The organism is Chelatococcus sambhunathii (assembly GCF_001418005.1).
In the GTDB taxonomy this organism is placed as follows: Bacteria; Pseudomonadota; Alphaproteobacteria; order Rhizobiales; family Beijerinckiaceae; genus Chelatococcus_A; species Chelatococcus_A sambhunathii.
In genome coordinates this window covers 309,667-324,798 of the sequence record NZ_LIOL01000004.1, presented here as the reverse complement: position 1 = coordinate 324,798, position 15,132 = coordinate 309,667, and the positions used below count along the sequence as shown (strand labels likewise).

15 protein-coding genes are annotated in these 15,132 nt (G+C 68.4%); 9 read left to right on the top strand and 6 right to left on the bottom strand.

Annotation, left to right across the window (positions count from 1 at the left end):
- The first annotated feature begins 64 nt into the window (after nucleotides 1-64).
- Together ASC46_RS10625 and ASC46_RS20840 are read left to right on the top strand one after the other, a co-directional pair.
- A complete protein-coding gene (locus ASC46_RS10625; protein WP_245280523.1) occupies nucleotides 65-1,009 on the top strand; it encodes a DMT family transporter in 945 nt (314 codons plus the stop codon).
- A 101-nt stretch (nucleotides 1,010-1,110) separates the two neighbouring features.
- Nucleotides 1,111-1,269, top strand: coding sequence for a Flp family type IVb pilin (locus ASC46_RS20840; protein ID WP_245280522.1), 159 nt, complete (start codon nucleotides 1,111-1,113; stop codon nucleotides 1,267-1,269).
- Nucleotides 1,270-1,275: 6 nt separating this feature from the next.
- Here ASC46_RS20840 and ASC46_RS10620 read toward each other — a convergent pair whose 3' ends face one another.
- On the bottom strand, nucleotides 1,276-2,163 hold the full coding sequence (locus tag ASC46_RS10620; RefSeq protein WP_055459273.1) for a LysR substrate-binding domain-containing protein: 888 nt from the start codon (nucleotides 2,161-2,163) through the stop codon (nucleotides 1,276-1,278).
- A gap of 227 nt (nucleotides 2,164-2,390) precedes the next feature.
- Between ASC46_RS10620 and ASC46_RS10615 the strand changes: the two genes are divergently transcribed.
- Complete coding sequence (locus tag ASC46_RS10615; RefSeq protein WP_055459272.1) at nucleotides 2,391-2,885, top strand: DUF1127 domain-containing protein; 495 nt, start codon at nucleotides 2,391-2,393, stop codon at nucleotides 2,883-2,885.
- 55 nt (nucleotides 2,886-2,940) lie between these two features.
- Here the strand turns inward: ASC46_RS10615 and ASC46_RS10610 are convergent, their stop codons facing one another.
- The 5 genes from ASC46_RS10610 to ASC46_RS10590 form a co-directional block, all read right to left on the bottom strand.
- On the bottom strand, nucleotides 2,941-3,798 hold the full coding sequence (locus ASC46_RS10610; protein ID WP_055459271.1) for a DUF937 domain-containing protein: 858 nt from the start codon (nucleotides 3,796-3,798) through the stop codon (nucleotides 2,941-2,943).
- A gap of 123 nt (nucleotides 3,799-3,921) precedes the next feature.
- Complete coding sequence (locus tag ASC46_RS10605) at nucleotides 3,922-4,569, bottom strand: GIY-YIG nuclease family protein (RefSeq protein WP_055459270.1); 648 nt, start codon at nucleotides 4,567-4,569, stop codon at nucleotides 3,922-3,924.
- 230 nt (nucleotides 4,570-4,799) lie between these two features.
- The gene (locus tag ASC46_RS10600) at nucleotides 4,800-6,077 is read right to left on the bottom strand and encodes an MATE family efflux transporter (protein WP_096335354.1); all 1,278 of its coding nucleotides are present in this window, start codon (nucleotides 6,075-6,077) and stop codon (nucleotides 4,800-4,802) included.
- Nucleotides 6,078-6,199: 122 nt separating this feature from the next.
- Nucleotides 6,200-8,050: a monovalent cation:proton antiporter-2 (CPA2) family protein gene (locus ASC46_RS10595; RefSeq protein WP_055459268.1), complete on the bottom strand. Its 1,851-nt coding sequence runs from the start codon at nucleotides 8,048-8,050 to the stop codon at nucleotides 6,200-6,202.
- 320 nt (nucleotides 8,051-8,370) lie between these two features.
- A complete protein-coding gene (locus ASC46_RS10590; RefSeq protein ID WP_055459267.1) occupies nucleotides 8,371-8,985 on the bottom strand; it encodes an HAD family hydrolase in 615 nt (204 codons plus the stop codon).
- Nucleotides 8,986-9,106: 121 nt separating this feature from the next.
- Between ASC46_RS10590 and ispH the strand changes: the two genes are divergently transcribed.
- From ispH to ASC46_RS10560, 6 genes are all read left to right on the top strand, one after another.
- On the top strand, nucleotides 9,107-10,075 hold the full coding sequence (gene ispH, locus ASC46_RS10585) for a 4-hydroxy-3-methylbut-2-enyl diphosphate reductase (RefSeq protein WP_055459266.1): 969 nt from the start codon (nucleotides 9,107-9,109) through the stop codon (nucleotides 10,073-10,075).
- Between the two features lie 4 nt (nucleotides 10,076-10,079).
- Entirely contained in the window at nucleotides 10,080-11,045 is a 966-nt protein-coding gene (locus ASC46_RS10580; protein WP_055459265.1) for a homoserine kinase, read from the top strand.
- Nucleotides 11,042-11,503: a ribonuclease HI gene (rnhA, locus tag ASC46_RS10575; protein ID WP_055459264.1), complete on the top strand. Its 462-nt coding sequence runs from the start codon at nucleotides 11,042-11,044 to the stop codon at nucleotides 11,501-11,503. The genes ASC46_RS10580 and rnhA overlap by 4 nt, the downstream gene beginning before the upstream one ends.
- Before the next feature lie 227 nt (nucleotides 11,504-11,730).
- Nucleotides 11,731-12,909 carry a site-specific DNA-methyltransferase gene (locus ASC46_RS10570; protein WP_055459263.1) on the top strand — a complete coding sequence of 393 codons (1,179 nt, stop codon included), beginning with the start codon at nucleotides 11,731-11,733 and terminating at the stop codon, nucleotides 12,907-12,909.
- A gap of 182 nt (nucleotides 12,910-13,091) precedes the next feature.
- On the top strand, nucleotides 13,092-14,486 hold the full coding sequence (locus ASC46_RS10565) for an alanine/glycine:cation symporter family protein (protein WP_055459262.1): 1,395 nt from the start codon (nucleotides 13,092-13,094) through the stop codon (nucleotides 14,484-14,486).
- A 64-nt stretch (nucleotides 14,487-14,550) separates the two neighbouring features.
- Nucleotides 14,551-14,967 (top strand): VOC family protein, encoded by a 417-nt coding sequence (locus ASC46_RS10560; RefSeq protein WP_055459261.1) that lies wholly within the window; start codon nucleotides 14,551-14,553, stop codon nucleotides 14,965-14,967.
- Nucleotides 14,968-15,132: the final 165 nt, after the last annotated feature.

The following is a 15,132-nucleotide window of genomic DNA, read 5'->3' as shown; positions in this document are numbered from 1 at the left end:
GCCCTCCGCATTGGTCGGGCCATGCGGAGGCCGCTAGCATGGGCGGCGCATATGGAGCCAGGCCTTGCCTTCCAGCGAAACGACCATTTCCAGTGTGCCGGCGGGTCGCCAGGGCCTCGCGGGCGGCACGCTTGCGCTCTACGCCCTGCTCGTCTTCTGCTGGGGCACGAGCTGGTATGCCATGAAACTGCAGGTCGGCGTCGTCGCGCCGGAAGTATCGATCGTCTGGCGCTTCCTCATCGCGGCGCCGGTGATGCTGGCCTGGGCTGCCGCGCGCGGCATGCGCCTTCGCTATCCGCTCGCCGACCACGCCCGCTTCGCGCTGATGGGCGTGCTGATGTTCTCCACCAATTTCATCCTCGCCTATTACGGCGCGGGCCTGCTGACGTCGGGTCTCGTGTCGGTGGTGTTCTCGCTCACCTCCATCATCAATCTCATCCTCGGCGCGCTCCTCCTCGGCCAGCCCATCGAGGGGCGGGTGGCGCTCGCGGCGCTGATGGGGGCGGGCGGCGTCGGCCTGATGTTCCTGCCCGACCTTGCCGCCGCGCAGGGCGCGTCCGGTGTGCTCGCCGGCCTCGGCTTCAGCGCCGCGGCGACCTTGTGCTTCTGCCTCGGCAACATGGTCTCGGCCCGTTTGCAGAAGCGGCGCATCGCGGTCCTGCCCGCCTCGGCCTGGGGCATGTTCTACGGCACGGCCTGGGCCGCCGTTGTCGCCGGGATGACCGGGGCGACCTTCACCGTGGAATGGACGGCGCGCTATCTCGGCTCGCTCGTCTTTCTCAGCCTCTCGGCCACGGTGCTGGCCTTCTTCGCCTACCTGACGCTCCTCGGCCGCATCGGCGCGGCGCGCGCGGGCTACGCGACGGTGATGTTTCCGGTTGTCGCGCTCGGCGTCTCCACACTGCTCGAGGACTATGTCTGGTCGCTCGCGGCGCTCGCCGGCCTCGTGCTCGTGCTCGCCGGTAATCTTGCCGTGCTGACGCGCCCGGTCCGCCCGCCCGACGATTAACCCCCGGTTCACCCTGCCGTGACGCCCGCCCCGCCGACCATGCCGGTGTTAACCTCCCGGTGAGGCCGCCCCGCCAAGCTGCAGGGCAAATGGAGGCGGTCATGCTGAAGGCGTTTCTGAAGGACGAGAGCGGTTCGACGGCGGTCGAATACGGCCTCATCGCGCTCTTCGTGATGCTGGGCATCGTCGTCAACGCCTCGCTGATCAGCGACAGCCTGTCGCGGATCTTCGCCGACACCCATTCCGGCCTGATGCAGTAGCGGCCACTATTCCGCCGCCTGCAGGCGGTTGACGTTGAGGTTGTCGAGGCTCTGGATGATGTGTTCGCCGAGCGCATTGGCGAGCGCCGTCGGGTCATGATGGTTGCGAACAAGGCCGATCTTGCACGCCGGCAGCGCCGGCATCCCGTCCGAGGGGCCGAGCACCCGCATGCCGGGCCTGACCGCGCTCTCCGGCAGCACGGAGACGGCGAGGCCCGCGAGCACCGCGGCCCCCACGGCCGTCGAGTTCCAGCTGGAATAGAGCACGCGGAAAGGCCGCCCGGCCTTTTCGAGCGCCTCGGTCGCGCTCTGCCGCCAGTTGCAGTTCGGTCGCCCGAGGGCGAGCGGGACGGGCGTCTCGTCATGCACGCAGTGGCGCGCCGACGTCACCCATAGCAATTGCTCGACGCGGATGATCTCGGCCGAATAGTTCTTGCCGTCGACGTGGGTGATGATGGCAAGGTCGATGTCGCCGGAATTGACCCGTTCGACCAGCATCGGCGTCGGCTCGCAGACGACCGTCACCTCCACCTTCGGGTTGGAGCGCGAGAAACGCGCCAGGATCTCTGGCAGGTAGCGGTCGGCGTAATCGTCCGGCACGCCGAGCCGCACGCGGCCCGCAAGGTCGACGTCGCCGAAGCTCGCGAGACACTCCATGTTCAGCCGCACGATGCGGCGGGCATAATCGAGCAGCCGGTCCCCGTCCTCGGTCAGGCGCGAATAGCGCCCGTCACGCTCGAAGATGGCCCGCCCGAGCCGTTCCTCCAGGCGCTTCATCTGCATCGACACGGCGGACTGCGTCTTGTGCACGAGGTCGGCCGCCTTGGTGAAAGAGCCAGTATCGGCAATGGCGACGAAGGTGCGCAACTGATCGATGTCGAGCATATGGGCCATGGCGTCGCTCCTCCATCCGGGTGAACGATATTCAATCACACCCTGTGATGTTTGCAATCATAAACATTCGTTTCAATGATTGGATGGATTGCGTCATAGTCTCCTCGAGTTCACGCATTCGCAGACTGTTCCGCGTCGGTGGCCGCCCTCGAAGGGGCGGATCCGCGACGGGTCCCTTTTATGGGCCGCGGAGCGGCAGCGTGAGCATTCACTGCTGGAGGATGACGATGAGCGAACTGATGACGCCGAAGGGGACGTTCGCCCCGACGAGTGCCCCGACCCTCGGGACCGCCGGCGCGCGTCGCGCCGATCGGAGCCTCTGGGACAGGGTGAAGGCCGCCGCGCGGGCGCTTCTCCATCGCCGGTCGGTCTACCGCCTCGCCGAGCTCGATGACCGCACGCTGAAGGACATCGGCCTCTTGCGGACGGATATCGACAGCGCCCTGGCGGAGCCCTTCTACCGGGATCCGACAACCCTTCTCGCCGAGAGGGCCTATCATCGACGTGCGCGCGCAAGAACCACGGCTCTGGTGAATCTCGCGCGCGAGCGCTCGGAGCGGGACGCTGAGGACGGCAACGCCATGACGGACGATGCGCCCGAGGGCGCCCTCGTGACGGCGCAGATTCACCGCATCACCTGGTCGCGCCTGCAGGGCCGTACCCGCCGGAGCGCCCTAAAGCCCGCCGCCATCCAGCCGCCGGCAGCCGGCGCCTGCTGCTGACGGGCTCCTGCCGCGGGCGCTCCGCTCCTCTCCGGGGCGCCCGCGGGCGCGGGGATCACCCGCGGTTCCTGGAGAAGCTGTCGAGAATGGCGCGCATGGTGGCGATCTGCTGCTCCTGGATGTCGCGCCCGGCCTCGAACATCCGGCCGATCGTCTCGCGATCGAACGGCGCGACGGGCTGCTCCGGTTCGGACGCGGCCCGCTCGGCACGTGTGTCTGCGGCACCCGCGGGCCTGCCGGCGAGGCCGCCGAGAAAGGCGTGGAACAGCTCTTCGTACGGGTTGCGTGGCTCGGGCGGAGCGCTCGGCTCCTCGCGCTGCTGAGGCTGCGCCGCCGGCGGGAAGCCCGGCATGCCGGGCAACGCGCCGCGCTGGATCATCTCGCTCAACTGCCCGAAGAGATCGGGGCTGCCGGAGGGCGGCCGTCTGTCGGCCGAGGTCTCAGGCGCTCCGAACATCCTGCCGAACTGCTCGAGAATGCCGCCGAAGCCCTGATTGCTGGCGCCCTTCGCCAGCCCGCCCATCAGCATGGCGGCGAGGATGGGCAGCATCTTCCTGATGATCTCCTGGCTCACGCCGCTGACGGCAGCCGCCTGTGCGGCGACCTGACGGCTGATATCCGGCGAGCCGAAGATCTGCGCCAGCACATCGTTGCCCTCGCTGCGGCCTTTGGGCGAGAAGGCCTGCGCCGCGTCCTCGAAGGGCGCGCGATAGCGCCCGCCGCTCATGAGGCCAAACATGCCCATGAGGCCGGATGGATCCTGGCTTGTGCGCTGCAGGCCCACCGTGAAGGCCGGCAGGAGCGCCTCGACGGCCCGCTCGACCTCCTTGTTGGACAGGCCGAACTGCCGGGCGATGTTATCGAAGGCCGTGCCGCCCTGGGCCGACTGGATGATCTCGAACAGGTTGAACATGGCGCGCTCCTCCCGGTCGCCTCTCGTGGGCGTGGCTGCAAGCTCCGACTCTAGAGGCTGTCGCCCGCGCCCGATAGACCGCAGGAGCGGTGCGGCGGCAGGTGGCGGCTCGTCGCCTCGCAGTCATTTGAGAAAGGGCGACGCCGCCTCGCGTCGGCGCTGGCCCTGCTCGGCACTATGACGGCCCGGCTCATACTGGTGGACGACGACCGCGTGCGGCAGGTCGCCTCCGCGGGCGTTAAAGCGCGGCGTGAAGCCCTCGATCAGGATGGCCTCGAAGGAGGCGAGCAATGTGTTGAGCGCAGCGTCGGGGGCGGAGGGAGGGCCGGCCGGCAGCATCCAGATCGGGTTGAGCCGCTGCTCGTCCGCCATGCGTGTGAGCGGAGAGCGTTCCGTATCGAGAAAGCCGAACCAGGAGAACAGCGACCAGCCGTTCCGATAGATGCCGCGGCTGTGGGCGGCGAGCCGGTCGCCGATGGTCTGCCCGCCGGTCGTGTTCCGGCGCGCAAGCCCCGCCTGGCCTGCATAGACCGGCTGCAGGGCCTCGCTGTAGAGGATGTAGACACCCTTCTGCCGATAGAAATTCATCTGGATCGTCTCGAGATCGATGTTGCTCCTCTTGTTTCCCTTGCCGAGCCAGCCCTGCGGTTGGCCGAGAAGCTGCCGGCTGTTCCAGTCGACGGCATGTTTGCGCCAGAAAAGGCCGTAGAACTTGATAAAAACATTCAGCTTCGTGGCCTCTGCCCGACCATCTTCGCAACTGTGCATCATCCGAAAAGGTCCACCTCAGACAATTTCCAAGCGGGACGAGCTTCGTGGTGCGAAGTTAACATCGGGCAATTTCGCGAAAATGGCGCCTGTACCCCGGGGCCCTCGCTCAACTGCGCCTTCGGTGGCGGCAAACCGTGTGATCTGCGCCAAAGTTTCCGGTTGCGCCCGCGCGGACGTCGTCCCCGAGATCCGGCCTGCATGCCGACCGCTGCCGTGCCATTGGCCCGTGGCTATCGCCGGGCAAGAAGCCCAATCGTCCAGAACGCGGTGAGGATGCCGGCGAGGCCGAAGACGACCGCGCCGAGGGAGATGCCGACGAGGATGCCTTCCGGTCCGCCGAGATGGGCGCCGGCGAGGGCGAAGGGCACCGTGCCGGCGGTCGCCTTGGCCCAGTTGAAGCCGGTCGACAGCAGCGGAAAGCCGAGATTGTTGAACGAGGCATTGGCCACGAACAACAGACCGTTGAACAGCCACAGGAAGCCGCTGATGACGCAGAAGAAGGCGACGAGACGCCCCGTCTCCGTGCCGCCAACGTTGAACAGCATCGGCACGGCATCACCGACGAGGGCGAGCGTCAGCCCCATGGTGCCGACATAGACGACGACGAGGGACAAAGCGTCGCGCAGGATGCGGCGCATGCGGTCGAAGCGCCGCGCGCCCCAGTTCTGTCCGAGGATGGGCCCGACGGCGCCGGACAAGGCGAAGACAACGCCGAAGCACAGCGGCACCAGCCGGTCGACGATGGCCACCGCCGCCATGGCCTCGTCGCCGAAACGTGCCATGACGCTGGCGACGAAGGCGTTCGACATCGGCGTCGCTACATTGGCGAGGATGGCCGGCAGCGCGATGGCGAGCATCGGCCTGATGTCGGCGACGACATGGGCGAGCCGCGGCCGCGCGAGGAGGCCGTGGACGTGGCCCGCCCCGTGGAGCCCCACCGCCAGGAAGACGAGGCGCGACAGCGCCGTGGCGGTCGCCGCGCCCTCGACGCCCCAGCCGAGGCCGAGGATGAGGACGGGGTCGGCCACCGCCGTCACGAGCCCGCCCGACAGCGTCACATACATCGAGCGGCGCGCGTCGCCGACGGCGCGCAGCACGCCCGAGAGTGCCATGCCGAGGCCCATGAAGACATTGGCGGGCAGCGCGATCATGAGGAAGCGGATGGCCGCGTCCTGCGCCTCGCCATCGGCGCCGAGCAGGGTGAGCAGGGGGCCAAGGAAGGGCAGGGCGCCGAGGCCGACAAGGCCGGCGATGACGCCCGTCTGCACCATGGCCGAGGCCGCGAGCCGCCGCGCCCGCTCCCGGTCGCGCGCGCCGAGGGCGCGCGACACGAGGGCGCCGACCGCGATCATGAGGCCGATGTTGATGGAGGTGGCGAAGAAGAGGACGATGGTGGCGAAGCCGACGCCGGCGGTGAGCGCAGGCTTCCCAAGCCAGGAGATGTAGAGGAGCGACAGGAAGTCGACGACGAAGACGGCGACGAGCCCGACAGCCCCGGCGGCCGTCATCACGAGGACGTGGCGCAGCGTCGAGCCTTGCGTGAACTTTCCGGCTTAGCTGCCTACGGACGCCGGGCCGGGACCGGCACGCTCGCGCTGTGCGGCGTCGCCCGTCTTCGCACCATCGATGCTCACGGACGCGCCTCGGCGTCGGCGACGAGGTCGCGCGTCTCGGCGCTGAGGCCGGCCGCCTTGCGCTTCGGCGGCGTCAGCGGCTCGGGCTTCACCTTCACGCCGTGCAGCAGATCCTGCCCGCCGAGTAGGCCGTCGCTCCGCTGCAGCACGAGCCGGGCGATGTCGCGCCGGCGCACGTCCTCGGTCACGAGCCGGGCCGCTTCCGCGTCGACCCCGAGCTCCTCGAGCGTGGCGCGGCCGAATTGCAATGCCGATTCGAAGGTCTCGCGAAGCTGGAAGTCGACCTCGCGGTTCATGAGCGCGATAGCATGCGGCCGGTCGATCGCGCGCACGAAGGTGCGGGCGCGCGGGAACTCCGCATGGACGATCTCCGCAATCTTCAGGGCGGCGGCCGCGTCGTCGACGCAGACGCAGACGACATCTGCCGAGCCTGCCCCCGCCGCACGCAGCACGTCGAGGCGCGTGCCGTCGCCGTAGTAAACCTTGAAGCCGAAGCGGGCTGCGCTGCGGATGCTGTCGATGTTGCGGTCGATCACCGTCACGTCGGCCCCGTTCGCGAGCAGCACCTGGTTGACCACTTGGCCGAAGCGGCCGAAGCCGATGACGATGACGCTGCCTCCGGCCTCGCCGGCGGGCAGGTCGTCCGGCGCCGGCTCCTCGCCCCCCGACCTGAGGGCGAGCTGGCTCTCGATGAGCTTGGCGAACAGCGGCCCGAGCAGCATGGTGAGGGCGGCGAGCGCCGTGATGACCTGCACGCGCTCGCCCGTCAGCAGCCCCACCTCGCCGCCCAGCGGCACAAGGACGAAGGAGAACTCGCCTGCCGGGGCGAGCAGGGCGCCGATGCGCAGCGCATCCGGCCAGGAGGAGCCGAAGCCGCGGGCGAGAGCGGCGGCGATAAGGCTCTTGCCGATGACGAGCGCTGGCGCAAGGACGAGGAGCAGCAGCGCGTTCTGCCGCACGTAGTTCGCATCGAGCGACATGCCGACGCTCATGAAGAAGAGGCCGAGCAGCAGGCCGCGGAAAGGCTCGATGTCGGCCTCGAGCTGGTGGCGGAAATTCGACTCGGCAAGGAGCACCCCGGCGAGGAACGCGCCCATGGCCATGGACAGGCCGACCTGTTCCATCAGCATGGCGGCGCCGAGCACGACGAGGAGCGCGGCGGCGGTCATGACCTCGCGGGCGCCGCTTGCGGCGAGCAGCCGGAACAGCGGATTGAGCAGATAGCGGCCGACGATCACGACCAGCGCGACGGCGGCAAAGGCCCGCGCGCAGGCGCCGGCCGCGCCCGCCAGCGCCTGGCCGCTGCCGAGCGCCTCGGTGTTGGCGAGCAGCGGCACGAGCGCGAGGATGGGGACGATGGACAGGTCCTGGAACAGCAGGATGGAGAAGGTGCGCTGGCCATAGCGGGTGGCGAGGTCGCGCCGCTCCTCGAGCACCTGTAGCGCGATGGCCGTTGCGGACAGAGACAGCGCAAGCCCTGTGACGATCATGCCGCGCGCGCTGTGGCCGAGCAGGGCGGCAACCGTCGCGATCAGCGCACAGGTCAGGACGATCTGCGCCAGCCCGAGGCCGAAGATGTCGCGTCGCATGGCGAAGAGGTTCGATATCTTCAGTTCGAGGCCGATGATGAAGAGCAGCAGCACGACGCCGAGCTCGGCGACGCCGCGCACGTTCTCCGCCTCGCCGACGAGGCCCATCACCGATGGGCCGATGACGATGCCGGCGATGAGATAGCCGAGCACGGCGCCGAGCCCGAGCTTGCGAAAGAGCGGCACGGCGATCACGGCCGCGGCGCAGAAGGTCAGGATCGGCGGCAGGAAACTCGCATGTTCGGCGGCGTCGGCCATGGGAAACTCTTGGCTGGCCCGCGGCCGTGGCGATCCGGCCCGATGCGAGCAGAGGCAACTGTCGACCGGCGTCTGGCTAGGCATCCGCAAGGGACCATCGCCGGAGCGGAACTCATGAACAACTAGAGCGCGCCGAGCGCAAGGGGAATGTCGGCGGAGGATACAGGCCGAGAGAGGCGAACAGACGCGGGTCGAGCGCAGGTCGCGGAAGCCAACCGCTCTTCTCTCGCCCTCCGCGACGTTTCGGAGAGGTGAGCAGCCCCGCTGGGCCATTTGGTCACGCCATAGGCGTATCCGGCACAAGGCCCGGCGGCATGGCCTCACACCAGAGCGAGGCGGTTGAGTGCGCGCCGCAGGCCCTCGGCACCGTCGAAGACGTGACCCTCGAGGCCGGCCTTCACCGCCCCCGCGACGTTCCACGGCTTGTCGTCGGTGAAGAAGGCCTCCTCAGGGGCGACGCCGAACTCGGCGCACAGGCGCCGGTAGATCTCAGGATCGGGCTTCTTCGTGCCGAAGCGGGCCGACACGAACACCCGGTCGTCGACGAGGTGGCGCAGCCCCGGGAACAGGCGGTCGATCTCCTCGCCGGTGAGGAAGCCGTTGTTGGTGAGCACCGCGACGGTCGCCTTCTCCTTCACGCGGGCGAGCAGCGCCAGGCTGTCGGGGAACGGCACCATGCCGAGGCGGCGCGCCTCCACCCATTCGTCGCGCGTGATGGCATAGCCCAGGCGCTCGCCGAAACCGGAAAGATAGGTCTCGGCATCCATCGCCCCGGCGTCGGCCCGGTCCTCGAAGCCGCTCGCCCAGATATCCGTCAGGATCTCGTTGATGCTCCGCCCCGACAGGCGCGACAGCTCGGCGAGGCGCCGGTCGCGGTCGTAGTGGCACAGCACGTCGTCCATGTCGAAGATGGCGAGGCGGATGGGGGACGGCATGGCTCGGTCGGATCGTCAGGGGCTGCAGCTTCCGTCGCGCGTCGTCGCAGCGGCGATGCCGTTCTTGACATGAGTACCCGCCTGCCGCCACATCCCCCGCACGATCGTGACCGGTGTTTCGATGAGCGTTGCTGAAAAGCCACCCCTGAGCGTGTTGATCTGTGCCCCGCGCGGCTTCTGCGCGGGCGTCGTGCGCGCCATCGATGCCGTCGAGAAGGCGCTTGCGCTCTACGGACCGCCGGTCTACGTGCGCCACGAGATCGTCCACAACAAATACGTTGTAGAGAGCCTGCGCCGGAAAGGCGCCGTTTTCGTCGACGAGCTCGACGAGATCCCGCCGACGAGCGCGCCCGTCATCTTCTCGGCACACGGCGTGCCCAAGGCGGTGCCCGAGGATGCCGGGCGGCGCAATTTCTTCGCCATCGACGCCACCTGCCCCCTGGTCACCAAGGTGCACCGCGAGGCGGAGGTGCACTTTCGCCGCGGCCGCCACGTGGTGCTCGTCGGCCATGCCGGCCATCCGGAGGTCGTCGGCACCATGGGTCAGTTGCCCGAAGGTGCGATTTCCCTCGTCGAGACGGTGGCCGATGTGGCAGCCTTCACGGCCCCCGATGACGGCGGGCTCGCTTATGTGACGCAGACGACGCTGTCGGTCGACGACACGCGCGAGATCGTCGAGACGCTGAAGGCGCGCTTTCCCGCCATCGTCGGTCCACACAAGGAGGACATCTGCTATGCGACGACCAACCGCCAGGAGGCGGTCAAGCGCGTCGCCCCGCAGGTGGACGCGATGATCGTGGTGGGCTCGCCCAACTCGTCGAACTCGCAACGCCTGCGCGAGGTGGCGGAGCGGGCTGGCTGTCCGGCCGCACGCCTCGTGCTGCGCGCCGACGACATCGACTGGTCGATCTTCGGCAACATCCGCCGCCTCGGGCTGACTGCGGGCGCCTCTGCGCCGGAGGTGCTGGTGGAGGAGATCATCGACGCCTTCGCCGAACGCTATGCGGTCAGCGTCGAGACGGTCTCGACGGCGGACGAGAGCGTCTTCTTCCCCCTGCCGCGCGAATTGCGCGGGGAAGCGGCGGAGTAGGCGCGTGGCAGTCTATACCGAGGTTGCCGACGAGGAACTCGCCGCCTTCGTCGCCCGCTACGACATCGGCGCGGTGCTCGCCGTCAAGGGCATCGCCGAGGGGGTCGAGAACTCCAACTTCCTGCTGCACACCGAGCGCGGCTTCTACATCCTCACCCTCTACGAGAAGCGGGTGAAGGAGGAGGACCTGCCGTTCTTCATCGGTCTCATGCGCCATCTCGCCCAGCGCGGCATCACCTGCCCCCAGCCGGTTCTGAACCGGGAGGGGGAGGCACTCGGCCGCCTCGCCGGGCGGCCCGCGGCCATCGTCACCTTCCTCGACGGCATGTGGGTGAAGCGCCCGACGGCCGGCCATTGCGACGGTGTCGGCAAGGCGCTGGCGCGCCTGCATCTGGCCGGCGCCGATTTCGCGATGCGGCGCGAGAACGCGCTGTCGCTGCCCGCGTGGCGGCCGCTGTTCATGCAGGCGGACGGGCGGGCCGACACGGTCTCGCCCGGCCTTGCCGCGCGCACGCTTGCAGCCCTCGACGATCTGGAACGCACCTGGCCGGTAGGCCTGCCGGGCGGCGTCATCCATGCCGATCTGTTTCCGGACAACGTGTTCTTCATCGCCGGCCGGCTGTCCGGCCTCATCGACTTCTACTTCGCCTGCACGGACGCCTTCGCCTACGACCTCGCCATCTGCCTCAACGCCTGGTGCTTCGAGGCGGACGGCTCGTTCAACCTGACGAAGGGCCAGGCGATGCTCACGGCCTATGAGCGCGTGCGCCGGCTCGAGGACGCCGAGGTCGCGGCGCTCCCCATCCTGTGCCGGGGCGCGGCCCTGCGCTTCATGCTGACGCGGCTCGTCGACTGGCTCGACGTCCCCCCGGGGGCGCTGGTGAAGCCGAAGGACCCGCTCGAATACGACCGCAAGCTCTCGTTCCACCGCCGTGTCGCGAGCGCGGCCGAATACGGCCTCGCCCGATGACCCGGGACAGGGTGGCGATCTATACGGACGGTGCCTGCTCGGGCAACCCTGGCCCCGGCGGCTGGGGCGCGCTCCTCGTCTATCAGGGCAAAGAGAAGGAATTGTCGGGCGGCGAGCCCGAAACGACCAACAACCGCATGGAGCTGATGGCGGCCATCATGGCGCTCGAGGCCCTCAAGCGCCCCTGCGCGGTCGACCTCTTCACCGATTCGCAATATGTGCGCCACGGCATCACCCAGTGGATGCACGGCTGGAAGGCCCGCGGCTGGAAGACGGCCGACAGGAAGCCGGTGAAGAACGAGGATCTCTGGCGCCGTCTCGACACGGCCCGCCAGCGCCACGACGTCACCTGGCACTGGGTGCGGGGCCACGCCGGCCACCCGGAGAACGAGCGCGTCGATGCCCTCGCGCGCGCCGGCATGGCACCGTTCAAGGGGCTGGAGCCGGTCCGGCAGTAGGCACTGGCTTATCGGTGGGTCCCTGGGCCCGCATCCACGCGGCGCGCCGGTGGATCACGCGTTCATGCCCCCTGCCGACTGCCCACCAGCGGCAGCCGACTGTCTTTCCGATTGGGCAAAAATTGCAGCCCCAAAACGACACATTGCACCATTAACCACGTTCAACCTCGCCTTTACCGATCGTCTGCATGATCCGGTTCGTCAGTAGCGTAACCGGTAAAGACGACATGGGTATTTCGCGTACCGGTGCCGTCGGCGCCGCGCCCCGGATCAAGGTCTCGCGTACCGGGGCGCCCGCGCCGTCGGGTCGGGTGAACAGGGCAGGCGTGCCCCTCGACCGGATCATCCTCGACGATTGTCTCGCCGGGCTGTACAGCCTGCCGGACGAGAGCGTCGACCTCGTCTTCGCGGATCCGCCCTACAACCTCCAGCTCGAGGGGGCGCTGACGCGTCCCGACAACAGCCTCGTCGATGCCGTTGACGACGACTGGGACAAGTTCGGGAGCTTCGCCGAATACGATGCCTTCACACGTGCCTGGCTCGCCGAGTGCCGGCGCGTGATGAAGAAAAACGCGACGCTTTTCGTCATCGGCTCCTACCACAACATCTTCCGCGTCGGCACGGCGCTGCAGGACATCGGCTTCTGGATCCTCAACGACGTCGTGTGGCGCAAGGCCAACCCGATGCCGAACTTCCGCGGCCGCCGCTTTACCAATGCGCACGAGACTCTGATCTGGGCGGCACGCGGGCCCGAGGCAAAGAACTACACCTTCCACTACGAGGCTCTGAAGGCGGGCAACGAAGACACGCAGATGCGCTCGGACTGGTTCATCCCGCTGTGCACCGGCGAGGAGCGCCTGAAGGACGCCGACGGACGCAAGCTGCACCCGACGCAGAAGCCCGAGGCGCTGCTCGCCCGCGTGCTGCTCGCCGCCACCAACCCGGGCGACGTGGTGCTCGACCCCTTCTTCGGCTCCGGCACGACCGGGGCCGTGGCCAAGAAGCTCGGCCGCCATTTCATCGGCATCGAACGCGAGCCGGCCTATGCCGCCGCCGCCGAGGCACGGATCGCCGCGGCGCAGCCCGTCGATGCCGCGGCTTTTGCCGCCGCCCCGGCCAAGCGCACCGAGCCGCGCGTGCCTTTCCTCGCAGCCGTCGAGGCCGGTCTCGTCGCGCCCGGCACCGTGCTGACGGATGCGCGGCGCCGCTGGCGGGCGACGGTGCGCGCCGATGGCACGCTGAGCGTCCCGCCGGCCGTCGGCTCCATCCACAAGATCGGCGCCCTCGTGCAGGGGCTGCCGTCCTGCAACGGCTGGACCTTCTGGCACGCCGAGCAGAACGGCGAACTCGTTGTCATCGACACCTTCCGCAGCGCGCTCAGGGCGGCCATGGCGGAGGCCGCCTGAGGCACCCGTTGCCGGGGCGGCGAGACGCCCGGCACATCCTGCCCGTTGACATTCCACCCCCCGCCGCGCACTCCCCGGCCTCATCGTTCGGCTGCCGCCAAGAAGAGGTCCAACAACAGGGTGTCCGGACGCCTGGCAGTAGGGCGGCAGCTGCAGCCGCCATCACAGGGAGGAGAATGGGAATGCTCGCTTTTCTCGACGACCTTCTGTGGGGGAAGGTTCTCGTCGTCGGCCTGATTGCCCTCGGCCTTGTCTTCAGCGTCGGCTCGCGCTTCGTGCAGTTCCGCTATTTCGGGCGCATGTTCGGCGTGCTCGGCGAGGCGGTGCGCCGGCAGCCGGGGCATCTCAGTTCCTTCCAGGCGCTGATGCTGAGCGTTGCCGGGCGGGTCGGCGCTGGCAATATCGCGGGCGTGGCGGTGGCCATCACGCTCGGCGGGCCCGGCGCCATCTTCTGGATGTGGATCGTCGCGCTCATCGGCATGGCGACGAGCTATTTCGAGTGCACGCTCGCCCAGCTCTACAAACAGCCCGAGCCTGACGGCAGCTATCGCGGCGGGCCGGCCTTCTACATCGCCCGCGGCCTCCGGCAGCGCTGGCTCGCCATGGTCTTCTCGGTGCTGCTGCTCGTCACCTTCGGCTTCGGCTTCAACGCAGTGCAGTCCTACACGGTCGCCACCTCCCTGGCCGATTCGTTCGGCATCGCCCCGCACTGGACGGGGGCGGCGCTGACCGTGGTGCTCGGCATCATCATCTTCGGCGGCGTCAAGCGCATCGCCCAGGTAGCCGACGTGCTGGTGCCGGTGATGGCCGGCGGCTACATCCTGCTCGCGCTCTTCGTGGTCGTGACCCATCTCGGCGAAGTGCCTGCCGTCTTCGCGCTCATCGTCAAGAGCGCCTTCGGCCTCGAGCCAGCCATCGGCGGGGGCATGGGGGCGGCCATCCTCCTCGGCGTCAAGCGCGGCCTCTTCTCGAACGAGGCGGGGCTCGGCAGCGCGCCGAACGTTGCGGCCGTCGCCCATGTGCCGCACCCTGCCTCACAGGGCATCGTGCAGGCGTTCAGCGTCTTCATCGACACCATCGTCATCTGCAGCTGCACCGCTTTCATCATCCTCCTGTCGCCGGCTTTTGCGCCGGGCGGGGAGCCGGCGGGCGTTGCGCTCACCCAGCAGGCGGTGGCGGGTTTCGTCGGCGAATGGGGGCGGATCTACGTCAGCATCGCCCTGATGCTCTTCGTCTTCACCTCGATCATCTATAACTACTACCTCGGCGAGACGAGCATCGACTTCTTCTCCGGCAACGATATCACCGTCTTTACCGTCTTCCGCATCATGGTGATGGCGCTCGTCTTCTGGGGATCGGTGCAGGATCTCAGCACCGTCTTCGCCTTCGCCGACATCACCATGGGCCTGCTCGCCGTCGTCAACCTCGTCGCCGTCGCGCTCCTGTTCCGCACCGGCCTGCGCGTCATGCGGGACTACGACCGGCAGATTGCCGAGGGCATCGACAACCCCGTCTTCGATTCGAGCCGCTTCCCGGATCTCGACATCGACCGCGAGGTCTGGCCGGCGCGCGGCTGACGAGCCACGCCTTTGCCATCGTGGCGCTCCACGATAGCACTTCAACGAGCTTGCGGAGGTGGCCATGACGACGGAACGGCAGGGCAAGGCACGCATCATCCCCTTCCTGCGCTATCGCGATGCGCAGAAGGCTATCGGCTGGCTGTGCGAGGCCTTCGGCTTGGCCCGCCATGCGGTCTATGAGGATGAGGTCGGCAAGGTCGCCCATGCCGAGCTGTCCTACGACGGCGGCTTCATCATGCTCGGCGAGATGAAGGACGACGCCCTCGGCATGCGCACGCCGGCCGAGCTTGGCGCCGTCAACCAGGGCATCTATGTCGTCGTCGACGATGCCGACGCCCATTATGCCCGCGCGAAGGCAGCCGGCGCCGAGATCGTCCTCGACATCAAGGACCAGCCTTACGGCTCGCGCGAATACACGGCCCGCGACCTCGAGGGGAATCTGTGGAGCTTCGGCACCTACGCGCCGCAGGCGGAGTGACGGAAGACGCGGCGATGCCCTCACGGGCATCGGCTTCTTGCGCTGGTTCCCGGCTCTCGCCTGCGCTTCGCGCATGCGGGCCGGAAAACAAGGGCGTGCTTTGAGAGGAACCTCGTTCCCTAGAGGAACCTCGTTCCCCGAACGCATGGAGCGAAGCGGAAGGCG